We start from the raw sequence: 13207 nt of genomic DNA on the forward strand, positions 1-13207 counted from the left end.
GGATGCCGCGTAAGAGCCTACACGGACGTACTTGCGGCGTGTCCCGCGACGGTGGGCGGGCAAGGACCCCGCAGCCAGGTAACAGATCAGCCGCTCTACGCTGCGGGCTGCCCGCACCCGCAGAAAAGACAACCATAGTTATCGATACCAACATAAGCAGCAGCCATCAATCCCCGACTCAGACACGCAGAACGTGCATTTGCCCGTCGTGTCACCAGGTGGGACTAGCGCGCCGGCCATGTACCCCAAGCACCAGATCGACAACCGGCCTCCGTCCAATCCAGGCTCTCAGCTCAGCACATCCAGCAAGCTACCCAGCATTTCGTCGGAGCGCCGCAGCGCAGTGGCGTTGGCCTGGAAGTCGTTGCGTGCCGAGAGGCCTTCGACCAGATCGGTGGCCGGTGCCGATGGATCGGCGTTGGCGTCGACCACGCTGGCTGCCACTCCACCATTGAGCTGCGTGCTGGCTGCAACGGCCTGACGCCGACTGCCGTCCACCGGCTGACGCGCCACATTGCTGGCGGCCACCTGCTGGCGCAGTGCGGCGACCTGCATTCCGGAACTGGCGATGCTACTGATGCTCATGATGGCTCCGGTGCAGAACAGAGAAATAACCAATGACGTTTGTTTACCAACCAATCAACACAATCGTTGCCGGCAGTCGCGCCGCACTGCTGTCGTTCCTACGCCCACCGAGGCGCGTGGCGAGCGTGTCTCACGAGGTGGAATCAGCTGACAGGAACCGTAATGACGTGTCCCACCCATCGATTCCGATCACGCCCACCTCACGGCTGCCCAGCCGCCTCACGCAGGCTCAATAGGTGCCTACCCGCACACGCAACACCACAGGCACCTCTCCCGCCGCATCCACACGACCGAAGTTGAGCCCGTAGTCGGTCTGGTCGCCGTTGAGCTGTCTTTCGACCTGCCAGCGCCCGTCCACGTACCGCCCCTGCTCCACCCGCAACAGTTGTCCATGACGGGTATCGGCCGCCTCGCGGAAAAATCCAATCCGCGCGGCCATTCCGGTGACCAGGAACTCCTCCGGCCCCAGCTGCGCCACCAGCAGCCGGCCGGCGTGGTCGTCGTTGCCGGGCAGGATCGCCGGCGCATCGCCCCACATCGGCGCACCGAACGACACCTTGGCCTGCCAGTCGCCAAAGCGCAGCGTGCGTTGCGGCGCGCCGGGCTGTTCGGCCACCGCCTGCAGCCGGCCGTCGAAGGCGGCCTGGGCGATCACGCGCTGCAGCGGGGCCAGCAGCTTGAAGTTGGCGGCGTGTGCAGCGATCGCGTCACGGTTGGCCTGGCTGTCCTGGTTGCCATCCATGCCGAACACCGAAAAGCCGATCCCGCCCTGCCCCAGCACATGGAACAGATACGGCGCGGTGGCCGCCTCGAAGCCGGTCTCCGAGACCCAGGCCGGGTTGTCCGGCCGTGCGTACTGGCCGATGACCTTGGTGTACTCGTTGTAGTCGCTGGTGTAGATATCGGTGCCGATGAAGTCGATCGACGGCGTGGCCGCGCGCCACAGCGCGAACACATTCACCGTCGCACCGCCGGACGGATAATCCATGCCCGGGTAACGCTTGCCCTTGTAGCGCAGCCAGGTGTTGACGTAGAGCGGCAGCGGATAGGCGTGCTTGCCGGCCGCGGCCACCTGTTCGATATACGCCGCCGTCGCATGCGCATTGAAGGCTTCGGCCGCTTCGGCACCGAACAGCTGCTGCCAGCTGCCTTGCGGCTTGCCCAGTTTTTGCGCGATCGCGGCGGGCACCGGTTGCGCGAACGCCGCCTCGCCGGCCGGGCCATGGTCGCGCACCGTGCCGATCGCGCCGGGCTCGTTTTCCACCTGTACCAGGATCACCGTGTGGCGGTCGCCATCGACCTTGCGCAGGTGCTGCATCAATGCGGTGAACGCACGCACATCTGCCTGCACGTTGGTGGCCACATGCGGCGACAGCACATCCACAGGCTCGCCATTGGCATCGCGCATGCGCGGGTAGGTGGCGTCGTCGCGCTTGATCCACTCCGGCACGTAATGCATCTGGCCGTTCTTCCAGCTGCCGAACCACAGCAGGGCCACGCGCAGGCCACGCTTGCGCACGCCGGCAATCAGGGCATCCACGTTGGTGGTATCAAAGCGCCCGGGCGCCGGCTCGAACTGCTCCCAGTACACCGGCGCTTCCACCGTGTTGGCGTGCAGCGCGACCACCTCATCCAGCGCCTTGGGCAGCACCGCCGGCCAGGCGCTGGAATTGTGCAGCTGCGCGGCCAGCACGGTGTACGGCGCGCCATCGACGAACAGCGCATGGCGGCCATTCTGGGTAACGAAGCGCGGCAGTTCTTCCGCGCTGGCCAGCAATGGCACGCAACCGGCCAACATCGCCAGCGACCACAGCAGGGCTGCGATGCAGCCGCGCGGTCGCGGCATCTTCAGGGCAAGCAAACGCGTCATCGCGCCTCCGACGGTAGTGAATTCCAATGCGGCGTGGGTTCGTCGCGCAGGTGGCGCACGAAGAAGTCGTACTGGCGACGCTGCACATAGTCGATCGGCCCACTGGAACGGCCTACCGAATGCTCGCCACCAGGCACGTTGAGCAGCTCGAAGTCCTTGCCGGCCTTGATCAGCGCATCGACCACCTGCGCGGTGGAGGCCGGGTCCACATTGCTGTCCTGCTCGCCGACGATCAGCAGCAGGTCGCCCTGCAACTTGGCCGCATTGACCACGCCCGAGGCCTGCGCATAACCGGCATCCACCGGCCAGCCCATCCACTGCTCGTTCCAGCTGATCTTGTCCATGCGGTTGTCGTAGCAACCGGCGAACGCCACGCCCACCTTGTAGAAGTCCGGATGGCGCTCGAGCGCGCCCAGCGTGCTCTGCCCACCGGCCGAGGCGCCATAGATGCCGACCCGGCCGATGTCGTAGGAAGGGTCCCTGGCCGCCAACGCACGGTGCCAGGCAATGCGATCGGCAAAGCCGGAATCGCCCAGGTTCTTCCACGCCACATCATGAAAGGCCTTGGAGCGGTTGGCGGTACCCATGCCGTCGATCATCACCACGATAAAGCCCAGGTCCGCCTGCGCCTGCATGCCGATCTGCTTGTCGCCACCGGAGTGATAGCCAAACGGCCAGAACGTCTTCGGCACGAAGGAATCGTGCGGGCCGGCGTAGATGTTTTCGATTACCGGATACTTCTTGTGCGGGTCGTAATCGCGCGGGCGCACCACCATGCCCCAGATGTCGGTGCGGCCATCGCGGCCCTTGGCCACGAAGGTCTCCGGCGCGCGCCAGCCGGCGGCCAGCAATTTGTCGATCTTGCCCTGTTCCACCTTCTGCAGCAGCCGGCCATCGATGGCGTGCAGCTCCATCACCGGCGGCAGATCCGGGCGCGAATAGACATCGACGTAATGCCGGCCGTCGTCGGCGATCGCCACATCATGATCGGCATCGCTGTGGGTCAGCCGGGTCAACTGGCGGCCGTCGAAATCCACGCTGTACAGCTGCCGGTAGTACGGGTCCTTGCCCGCATCCATGCCGCTGGCGGTGAACCAGATGCGCCGCTGCGCGTCGTCCACGCGCAGCACATCGCGCACGATCCACGGCCCGCGCGTGAGCTGCCGCTTGAACCTGCCGCTGCGGCCATCGACCAGGTAAAGGTGCCGCCAGCCGTCGCGTTCGGAGATCCACAGCAACGCGTCGCCGCGCCCATCCACGTCATGCCGGAAGCTGCGGTCGGCGTAGACGAAGGTGCGCGCATCTTCGCCGACCGCCACGTGCGCGCGACCGCTCTGCGCATCCACCGCGATCACCCGCATGCGCTGAAAGCCGCGCTGCACGTAGTCGAAGCTCACGCTGTGGCCATCGCTGCGCCACTGCAGCGGCGACAGCGCATACGGATTGGCGAACAAGGCGGTGTCCACCTCGCGGCGTGTGCCGTCCACGGCAAACAACACCGGCCGCTCCACATCCACCGCATCGCCGGGCTTGGGATATAACTGGGCATGCACGCGCGGCTGGCCGCCGCCTGCAGGCGCCGCTTCCACGCGGGTGACGCGGCGGGCCAACCCCGGACGCACGCGATACACCGCCAGCCGCTGCGAATCCGGCGACCAGGCGATGCTCTCCGGGTCGAAATAATCGTCTGCGCGGCCATCGTCGCTGAGCCGGGTCAGCTGGCCATCGGCAACACGACGCAGCAGCAGGTTCCAGCCATCGGCGAGCGCTTCCCAACGGCCATCGGGCGAACGGCGCGGCGTGGTGTCGGCTGGCACCGCAGGGTCGCGCACCACACCGAAGCCGCGTGGACGCTGCTGCGTGGCGGCGTCATCGCGGGCGCAGCGGTCGTCCGTCAGGCTGCAACGCCAGGGCGCTTCGCCAAGCGCGAAGCGAATCGCCCCGTCGCTGCGCTCGCCGTCCGGCGCATAGGCAAAGCGCTCGAACGGCAACTGCAACGCGGTGTAGGGTGTGCCGGTCGCTGCACTCAATGCCTGCGCCACGCGCAGCTGGTCGAACGCCGGCGTTTTCTGCAGCGTGGCGACATCCATACGGACGAAGGCGAATCCGCCCGGCACCGTCTTGCGGTAATAGAACGTGCCGTTGTCCTGCCATTGCGCCGGCCAGGCCACGTTCTCGGTCAGCGTGCTCCAGTGCGCGCGCAAGCCCAGCGCGCGTTGGTAGTCGGCCACACTGGGCGCGGCCTGTGCCGCCGTCGACAGCAACACGATGCACGCAGCCACCCCGTTCAAGCAGCCACGCAAGCAGCGCGATGCACCCGCGCCGTGGCGCAGCTCACTCGCCATCGTCCTCCTCCAGCGCCAGCTCATCGCCGCGCAAGCCGCTACGCGCGCCCCAGTGATAGATGAAGAATGCAATCACCGCCACGCTCAAGGTGTCGAACGGATGCGCGATCCAGCCGTGACCGCCGAACGTGCCGGCCCAGGACACTGCCATCACCAGCACGAAGAACACGATCAACCACAGCGATGCGCGCACCTGGCGCAGCAGGCGTGCCCTGCCCTGGCGCGATGGCAGGCGATACAGCACATACAGCACGAACGCGACCACCTGCAGGCCCAGCAACCACGACAAGGTGGGCCAGGTCGACCAGTAGACGATCAAGGCGGCGACGATGAACGACAGCGGCCCCAGCACGGCAAGGCCACGGACGCGGAACGGCCGCGGCAAGTCCGGCGCACTGCGGCGCAACGCCGCCACCGTCACCGGCGCCACCGCGTAGCTCAGCACCAGGGCGGCCGACACCACGCCGATCAGGGTCTCCCACGAGGGGAACGGCAGCGTCCAGAAGATCGACAAGCCCAGGCTCAACCACAATGCCGGACGCGGAATGCCCGATTGCGGATCCACCCGCGTCAGCACCGGCAAGAACCCGCCGCTACGCGCCCAGCCGTACACCACGCGCGGGGTGGCATTCATGTAGATGTTGCCGGTACCGCTGGGCGAGACCATCGCATCGCAGATCACCAGCGCAGCCAGCCACGCCATCCCCAACGCCAGCGCGATGTCGTGATACGGCAGCGCAAACACCTTGTCGATTCCGCTCCAGCCCGGTGCCAGTTGCGTGGCGGGAATGCTGCCCAGAAACGCCAGCTGCAGCAGCACGTAGATCACCGTGGACAAGGCCACCGACAGGATCAGGGCGATCGGGATATTGCGCTGCGGGTCGCGCACCTCGCTGGCCACCGACACGATCGGGGTCAGGCCCAGATAGGCAAAGATGATGCCGCCGGCAGAAATCGCCGCTTCCACCCCGGCCATGCCCGAGGGCGCAAACCCGTGCACGCTCAGGTTGCCCGGATTGAAGTGCTTCATCAGCAGCACGATCACCAGGATCGGCACCAGGAACTTGAAGATGCTGACGATGTTGTTGGCCAACGCAAAGGTCTTGACGCTGAAATAGTTGAGCAGGAAGAACAGCACCAGCAAGGCCAGTTGCACCAACCAGCCCCACACGCTGGGATGGCTGCCGCCGGGTTGGTTGAGCAGCGGAAACCACGCCGCCGCGTACTGCCGCGCTGCCTCCACCTCGATCGCGATCAGGCTGGAAAACGCGATCAGGGTGATGAAGCCGGTCAACGAGCCGAGCAAGGCGCCATGCGAATACTCCGGGTAGCGCACCACGCCACCGGCGCGCGGCAGCGCGGCACCGAGTTCGCAATACACCAAGCCGAGCAGCAACACCGCGATGCCGCCAAGGATCCACGACAGGATGCCGGCCGGCCCGGCAATGGAAGAGACATGGCTGGCCGAGAACAACCAGCCCGAGCCGAAGATCGAACCCAGCCCGATAAAGGTCAGGTCGGTCAGGCTGAGTCGCTTGTGGAACTTGCCTTGCGTGGTCGCACCGTGTGTGGTCATTGGTCGCCCCGAAGCGTGAATAGCGCGGTTGGTGTTGCGAAGAACGTCGGCTGGTGATGTTCCGGATCAGTCGCTGGCAGCGGCCTTGGCCGCTGCTGCCGCCGACCCGGCAGCATCTTCGGCGGCATACGGCGAGACACCACCGTCGGCGATGAAGCGGTCGATGCGCGCCTCCAGCACCGGCAATGGCACCGAGCCGGTCTGCAGCACCGCATCATGGAAATGGCGCAGATCGAATTTTTCGCCCAGGGCGGCTTCGGCCTTGCGCCGCAGCTCCAGGATCTTCAGCTCGCCCAGGTAATACGACAACGCCTGCCCCGGCCAGGCGATGTAGCGGTCCACCTCGGTGGTGACTTCGTGCTCGCTCAAGGCGGTGTTGTCGCGCAGGTAGGCCTGCGCCTGCGCGCGCGTCCAGCCCTTGTGGTGGATGCCGGTATCGATCACCAGGCGGCAGGCGCGCCACATCTGGTAGGTGAGATAGCCGAAGCGGTCATAGGGCGTGTCGTACATGCCCATTTCCTGGCCCAGGTACTCCGAATACAGGGCCCAGCCTTCGCCATAGGCAGAGATGTAGGCGTAGCGGCGAAACTCCGGCAGCCCCTGTGCCTCTGCCGCCAGCGGCATTTGCAGCGCGTGGCCAGGCGAGGACTCGTGCAACGTCAGTGCGGTCAGGTTGTACAGCGGCCGCGACGGCAGATTGTAGGTGTTGACCAGATAGATGCCGGGCCCGCCACGCCCGCCGGTGTAGAACGGCGCCAGCTCCGGCGGTACCGGCTCGATCGCGAAGCGTCGGCGCGGCAGCCGGCCGATGTAATCGCCCACCTTGGCGTCCACGCGCTTGGCGATCCAGGCGGCCTGCTTGAGCAACTGTTCCGGCGTCTTGGCATAGAACTGCGGGTCGCTGCGCAGGAACTGCAGGAAGGCCGGAAACACCGCCTGCCCGGCCGGTGCCTTGAAGCCGCTGGCGGCGATGGTCTGATCCATCTGCGTGCGCAGCTTGGCCACTTCCTGCAGACCGATCTGGTGGATCTGCTCCGGGCTCAACTCCAGCGTGGTGAATTCGCGGATCTGCGCGCGGTAATACGCCTGCCCGTCCGGCAAGGCTTCGCCGGCCAGCGTGGTGCGCGCGCGCGGCTGGTACTCGTTGCGGATGAAGTCCAGCAGCTTCGCGTAGGCCGGCAGCACCTGCGTATCGATCGTCTGCACTGCCTGCTGGCGCAATTGCGCCTGCACATCGGCAGGCAGCGTGGCCGGCATCTGCTTGAACGGTGCGTAGAACGGATTGGCCTCGCCCTTGGCCTGCACCACGTCGGCGATGGACTGGTCGCGCCCGGTCAGGGTCACCCGGGGCTGGCTGAAACCGCGCACCAGGCCGGCACGCATATTGTCGGTGTGCTCGGCGAAATAGCGCGGGATATCGGCCAGCATCTTCAGATAGCGCTGGTAGTCCTCGCGCGTGCGCAGCTTGGCTTCGGCGCTGAAGCCCAGGTCGCTCCAGAACGCCGAGTCGCTGTTGAACGGCATTTCCCAGGCGCGAAAATGCTGCTGATCCAGCAGCACCAGCAGCTGCTGCCGGTACACTTGGTAGCTCACCTGATCTTCGGCCGGCAACTGCGCTGCCGGAATCGCATCCAGCTCCTTCAACGTCTGCTGCCAGTACGCGGTGCGCAGATTTTGCGTGGCCACATCGACCTTGGGCAGATGGTCGGACTGCCTGTCCTGCGTGGCCTGGTTGTCTTCATCCACCGCGCCGGACAGCTGCGCCTGCCGCCAGCGCCATTCGCGCGTGTACAGCGCCTTGAAGCGTGCCGCTGCACTGTCTTGCGTGCTTGCTGCGGGTGCAGGTGCTGCGGCCTGTGCTTGCGACACGGTACCGCCCAGGCTGGCAGCAATCAGCACGCTCAATGCGCTCGCGCGCCAGACGCTGTAGGTGCTCATCCACGTGCCTCCGGCGCCGCCTTGGCCTGCGCGATCCACTGGCGCACGCGCTGCTGCAGCATCGCCAGCGGCATTGCGCCGCCGCCGAGCACCGCATCGTGGAAGGCGCGCACATCGAAGCGATCGCCGAGTTCTTTTTCCGCCTCCGCACGCAGCGCAAGAATCTGCAGCTGCCCCAACTTGTAGCCCAACGCCTGGCCCGGCCAGACGATGTAGCGATCGGTTTCGGACTGGATGCTGGGCTCGTCATCGGACGGATGCGCGTGGAAGAAATCCACCATCTGCTGGCGGTTCCAGCGCTTGTAATGCACGCCGGTGTCGAGCACCAGGCGATTGGCGCGCAACAGCTCGCCGGACAGCCGGCCGTAGTCGTTGTACGGGTCCTTGAAGAAACCGATCTCCTTGCCCAGGCGCTCGGCGTACAGCGCCCAGCCTTCGATATAGGCGTTGTAGCCGGCCTGCTGGCGGAACGGCGGCAATGGCAGCGTCTGCGCAAGCGAGATCTGCAGGTGATGGCCCGGCACGCCCTCGTGATAGGCGGTGGTTTCGATATTGACCAGCGTGCGGCTGGCGAAGTCACTGGTGTTGACCTTGACGATGGCCGGCTTGGTGCCTTCCGGATTGCTCTGCCAGTATTCGGCGCCGGGCGCGCTGCGTCGGAATGCGGGCATCGCCTGCACTTCCAACGGCGTCTTCGGCAAATGGCCGAACAGCTTGGGCAACTCAGGTTCCATCGCGGCGATGTAATCGCGGTACTGCTGCAAGATCTGCTCGCCGGAGCTGGCGAAGTGGCGCTTGTCGGTATCCACCGCCTTGCGGAAGCTGGCCAGGTCGGCAAAGCCCTGCGCCTTGGCGATCACCGTCATCTCGCCTTCGATGCGCGCCACTTCCTTCAGGCCGATCTGATGGATCTCCTCCGGCGCCATGTCGGTGGTGGTCTGGGTGTGGATGGCGTAGCGATAGCGGCGTTCGCCATCGGGCAGCGACCATACCCCTTCCTGCGCACGCCCTCGCGCGGCGTACTCGTCGCGCACGAACGCGGCCAGCTTGGCGTAGGCCGGGCGCACCTGTTGCTCGATCGCGGCCAGCAACTGCGTGCGCAGCGCAGCGCGCTGCTCGGCCGGCACCGCGGCGTCGAGTTTTTTCAGCGGCGAGGCGAACGGGCTCTGCTCGCCGGTCAGCGCGGCGATCTTGTCGATCTGATCGGGCAGGCGCTCCAGCAGATAACGCGGCTGCACCAGCCCCTCCTTGGCGCCCTGCCGCGACACCGCGATCACCTGGTCGATCACCGTCGGAATCGTCTGCAGGCGCTTGATGTAGTCCTGATAATCCTTGGCGTTCTCGAACGGAAACGCATCGCCGTAACCGGCCAGCCCCAGCTGGATGCCACCGATCGGCTCCAGCGGCATCGCATAGGTCTTCAGGTCGATGCCTTCCAGCTTGTCGCGCAACTGGCCAAGCATCATCTGCAGGCTGAGCTGGCGCTGTTCGTCCAGCGTCTTGCTGTCGATCGCTTCGAATTGCGTGAGCAGCTCGGCAGTGGCGGTGCGTTCGGCCTGCACGGCCTGAAGCGAATAGTCGCTCCAACGATCGTTGTACCGCTTGTCGCCGATGATGCTGGCGAACTCCGGGTTGTGCTGCAACTGGTACTGCCATTGCTTGTCCAGCAGCGCATCGAAGGCCTTGGCGGCTTGCTCGCCGGTTGGCGCAGCGGTGGCTGCAGCCGCCGTTTCCGCTGCCGGCGGCGCCGGCTTGCAGGCTGTGAACAAGGCGGCGGCCAGCAGGCCGATGGCGACGGGACGCAGGTGGTTCATGCAGTTACTCCAAGATGCAATGGCGGCTGTAGGAGCGCGCCTGAGCGCGACGGCTTTATCGGGACTGCCCGTCGCGCCCGGGCGCGCTCCTACGCGTGCGTGAGCCTGTAACGGCTCATGCGAACGGTTGGTCGATCGCCGGCGACGGCGGGGTAAACCACTGCGCGCCGGTATCGGTGACGTAAAAGTGGTCTTCCAGGCGCACCCCGAATGCACCGGGCACCACGATCATCGGCTCGTTGCTGGCGCACATGCCCGGCTGCAGCGGCTGCGCATTGCCGCGCACCAGATACGGCGCTTCGTGGATCGCCAGGCCGCAGCCATGGCCGGTGCGGTGCGGCAATCCCGGCAAGCGGTAGTCCGGCCCCAGCCCTGCCGCCTCCAGCACGCTGCGCGCGGCCTGGTCCACCGCTTCGCAGGCGAGCCCGGGGCGGATCGCCGCAAACGCGGCTGCCTGCGCCGCCTGTTCCAGGTCCCAGATGCGCCGTTGCGCGTCGTCAGGCGTGCCGTAGATCCAGGTGCGGGTGATATCGGAGTGATAACCCTGCACGGTGCAGCCGGTGTCGATCAGCACCAGTTCGCCTGCACGCAGGTGCTGCACGCCGGGAATGCCGTGCGGGAACGCGGTGGCATGGCCGAACTGCACGATGCAGAAGGTCGAACCGTTGTCCGCGCCCAGCGCGCGGTGCGCCTCGTCGATGAAGCGCACCAGCTGGTCGGTGCCGATGCCCTCCTGCGCGATGCCGGCGGCCAGCCGCTGCACCAGCAAGGTCATGTCGCAGGCCTGCTGCATCAGCGCCAGCTCGGCCGGCGACTTGCACATGCGGCAGCCGTCGATGATGGCCGCGGCATCGCGGATCGCCGTGCCCAGGTGCGCGCGCAGACCGGTGTGCACGGCAAAGGCGATGCCCGGATCCAGCGCCAGCGCATGCGCGTGACGGTCGTCCATCACCTGCACCACCAGCGCGTACGGGTCCTCGTGTTCTTCCCACAGATGTTTGGCGACCGCGATCTTCAGCACCGCATCCAGCGAGCCTTCTTCGAACGCGGGGCAGATCAGCACCGGGTCGCCGTCCAGCGTGAGCAGCAGCGCGACCAGCCGCTCGCTCGCGCCCCAGGGCACGCCGGTGAAATAACGCAGCGACGTGCCAGCGCCGATCAACAGCGCATCCACGCCGTGCGCGCGCATCAGGCGGCGTGCGCGTTCGATACGCTGTGTGTATTCCTGCGCGGCGATCGGCGCGGCGCGCTGCGTCCACGGCGTCAATTGCGCGCGCGCCTGTTCCAGCGACAGCCCGCCGATCTGGCTGCTCATGCGCCGGCTCCAAGGTCGGCGGTGCTCCATTGCCCATCGACCAGGCGCGCCACGCCACCCGGATTGCGCTGGCGCAAGTCGGCCGGCAGCAAGGCGTCCGGCACCGCGTCGTAGCTGTGCAGGGCGGCGAAGCGGCGGATCGAACCGGGCATGCCCACTGCGGTGAAGCCCGGGTGCCCGGTGCTGGGAAACGGCCCGCCATGGTTCTGCGCCGCGCTCACCGCCACGCCGGTCGGCATCTTGCTGTTGATCAAGCGCCCCACCCGCGCCCGCAGCACCGGGGCGATGGCCTGCCAGGCCGCATCGTCGCTGCCATCGGTTGCGCGGTACAAGGTGCCGGTGAGGTTGCCTTCGAATGCAGCGGCGATCTGCGTCATCTGCGCCACGTCGCGTGCACGCACCAGCAGGCTCACCGGGCCGAAGGCCTCGGTCTGCAACGCATGCGGGCTGGTGAGGAACGCCTGCGCATCCACGCTCAACAAGGTCGGCGCATGGCGATAGCCGTCTTCGCCGGTATGCCCGCCGGCAAGCAGCGCGGCGCCGGCAGCGCGCAGGGCTGCCACACCGTGTTGCACGCCTTCCACGCCTGCGCTGGAAAACAGCACCATCGGCATGGCGGCTTCGAAGTGCGCCGTGGTCGCGGCCACGAACGCATCGCCGGCCTCGCCCTGTGGCACCACCACCACCCCGGGATTGGTGCAGAACTGGCCGCTGCCCAGCGTGCACGAGGAGAAGAATTCCTGCGCCAGCGCCGCGCCGCGTTCGGCCAATGCGCCCGGCAGCAGGAACACCGGGTTGACGCTGGACAGCTCGGCATAGAACGGCACGCCGGCCGCATCGGCTGCGGCCTTCAGCGCCAGCCCGCCCGCACGGCTGCCGGTGAAGCCGATCGCCCCCAGCCGCGCATCGCCGGCCAGCCGCAGGCCGGTGGCGTTGTCGAAGTGATACAGCAACTGCACCGCCGCAGCCGGCAGGCCCGCCGCAAGCAAGGCTGTGTGCGCAAGCTGCGCCATGCGCTGGCTGGTGGCCGGATGCAGCGGATGCGCCTTGGCGATCACCGGGTTGCGCGCGGCAATGGCCGAGGCGAAATCGCTGCCGGCAATCGCATTGAAGGCGAACGGGAAATTGTTCGGGCCAAACACCACCACCGGCTTGCCGAGTGGCGCCAGATGCGAACGCAGATCGGCAGCGGTATCGATGATGGGTTGGGTCCAGCTATAGCTGCGCACCGCCTGGGCGGCCTGACGCAACTGCCCGCTGGTGCGCGGCAGCTCGTTGCCACGCAAGCGTGTAGGCGCCGGCAATGCGGTTTCGGCATGGGCCAGCGCGACCAGGGTGTCGGCATCGGCGTCCAGTGCGTCGGCGTAGGCGTCCAGGAATGCGGCGATCCGTTCGACCGGTGCCGCGGCAAGTTCCGCTGCAACCGCTTGCGCTGCCGCAACCGCGGTTTCGACATCCTCTGCCCCGCTGACCGGAAACTTCGGCCCGATCGCCTCGCCCGTGCTCGGGTCGGCGGCACGGAAGCTGGCGCTCGCCGCGCGGCTGGGTTGCCACCGGCCGGCCAGCAATACCTCGGCCTGCTGTGCGGGAGGGGATTGGAGCGTCTCGTTCATTGCGGCACCTTCGGTTGCATGAGGACAGATTCTGCGCACTGTGCGGCAGCGGCCGACCAAAAAACGACGAGGATGCCGCGCTGATGCGACATCCTCATCGACCCACCTCGCGCTACGCCGGCCACCGCGTCCGCGCGTGCATCCGTGCGCG

General features: G+C 66.8%; 8 protein-coding genes. All 8 read right to left on the reverse strand.

Annotation, left to right across the window (positions count from 1 at the left end; all coding sequences use genetic code 11):
* Positions 1 to 288: 288 nt before the first annotated feature.
* The 8 genes from DGN21_RS11965 to DGN21_RS12000 all read right to left on the reverse strand — a co-directional run bounded on the left by DGN21_RS11965 (position 289) and on the right by DGN21_RS12000 (position 13056).
* The gene (locus DGN21_RS11965) at positions 289 to 585 is read right to left on the reverse strand and encodes a hypothetical protein (RefSeq protein WP_126966020.1); all 297 of its coding nucleotides are present in this window, start codon (positions 583 to 585) and stop codon (positions 289 to 291) included.
* 229 nt (positions 586 to 814) lie between these two features.
* The gene (locus tag DGN21_RS11970; RefSeq protein ID WP_164738896.1) at positions 815 to 2455 is read right to left on the reverse strand and encodes a DUF5597 domain-containing protein; all 1641 of its coding nucleotides are present in this window, start codon (positions 2453 to 2455) and stop codon (positions 815 to 817) included.
* Positions 2452 to 4800, reverse strand: coding sequence for a S9 family peptidase (locus DGN21_RS11975; RefSeq protein WP_126966019.1), 2349 nt, complete (start codon positions 4798 to 4800; stop codon positions 2452 to 2454). Before DGN21_RS11975 ends, DGN21_RS11970 begins: the two co-directional genes overlap by 4 nt.
* A complete protein-coding gene (locus DGN21_RS11980; protein WP_126966018.1) occupies positions 4790 to 6376 on the reverse strand; it encodes an APC family permease in 1587 nt (528 codons plus the stop codon). The genes DGN21_RS11975 and DGN21_RS11980 overlap by 11 nt, the downstream gene beginning before the upstream one ends.
* Before the next feature lie 66 nt (positions 6377 to 6442).
* Entirely contained in the window at positions 6443 to 8314 is a 1872-nt protein-coding gene (locus DGN21_RS11985; protein ID WP_160954480.1) for a DUF885 family protein, read from the reverse strand.
* Positions 8311 to 10128, reverse strand: coding sequence for a DUF885 family protein (locus DGN21_RS11990; protein WP_160954479.1), 1818 nt, complete (start codon positions 10126 to 10128; stop codon positions 8311 to 8313). Before DGN21_RS11990 ends, DGN21_RS11985 begins: the two co-directional genes overlap by 4 nt.
* 115 nt (positions 10129 to 10243) lie before the next feature.
* Positions 10244 to 11443: a Xaa-Pro peptidase family protein gene (locus DGN21_RS11995; RefSeq protein WP_126966016.1), complete on the reverse strand. Its 1200-nt coding sequence runs from the start codon at positions 11441 to 11443 to the stop codon at positions 10244 to 10246.
* Positions 11440 to 13056: an aldehyde dehydrogenase family protein gene (locus tag DGN21_RS12000; protein WP_126966015.1), complete on the reverse strand. Its 1617-nt coding sequence runs from the start codon at positions 13054 to 13056 to the stop codon at positions 11440 to 11442. Before DGN21_RS12000 ends, DGN21_RS11995 begins: the two co-directional genes overlap by 4 nt.
* Between the last annotated feature and the right edge of the window lie 151 nt (positions 13057 to 13207).

The organism is Xanthomonas sp. MLO165 (assembly GCF_018831305.1).
Lineage (GTDB): Bacteria > Pseudomonadota > Gammaproteobacteria > Xanthomonadales > Xanthomonadaceae > Xanthomonas > Xanthomonas arboricola.

What these genes read in the sequence shown, in the direction of transcription:
- DGN21_RS11965 (WP_126966020.1), bottom strand. Translation starts at nt 585, where the DNA reads ATGAGCATCAGTAGCATCGCCAGTTCCGGAATGCAGGTCGCCGCACTG.
- DGN21_RS11970 (WP_164738896.1), bottom strand. Translation starts at nt 2,455, where the DNA reads ATGACGCGTTTGCTTGCCCTGAAGATGCCGCGACCGCGCGGCTGCATC.
- DGN21_RS11975 (WP_126966019.1), bottom strand. Translation starts at nt 4,800, where the DNA reads ATGGCGAGTGAGCTGCGCCACGGCGCGGGTGCATCGCGCTGCTTGCGT.
- DGN21_RS11980 (WP_126966018.1), bottom strand. Translation starts at nt 6,376, where the DNA reads ATGACCACACACGGTGCGACCACGCAAGGCAAGTTCCACAAGCGACTC.
- DGN21_RS11985 (WP_160954480.1), bottom strand. Translation starts at nt 8,314, where the DNA reads ATGAGCACCTACAGCGTCTGGCGCGCGAGCGCATTGAGCGTGCTGATT.
- DGN21_RS11990 (WP_160954479.1), bottom strand. Translation starts at nt 10,128, where the DNA reads ATGAACCACCTGCGTCCCGTCGCCATCGGCCTGCTGGCCGCCGCCTTG.
- DGN21_RS11995 (WP_126966016.1), bottom strand. Translation starts at nt 11,443, where the DNA reads ATGAGCAGCCAGATCGGCGGGCTGTCGCTGGAACAGGCGCGCGCGCAA.
- DGN21_RS12000 (WP_126966015.1), bottom strand. Translation starts at nt 13,056, where the DNA reads ATGAACGAGACGCTCCAATCCCCTCCCGCACAGCAGGCCGAGGTATTG.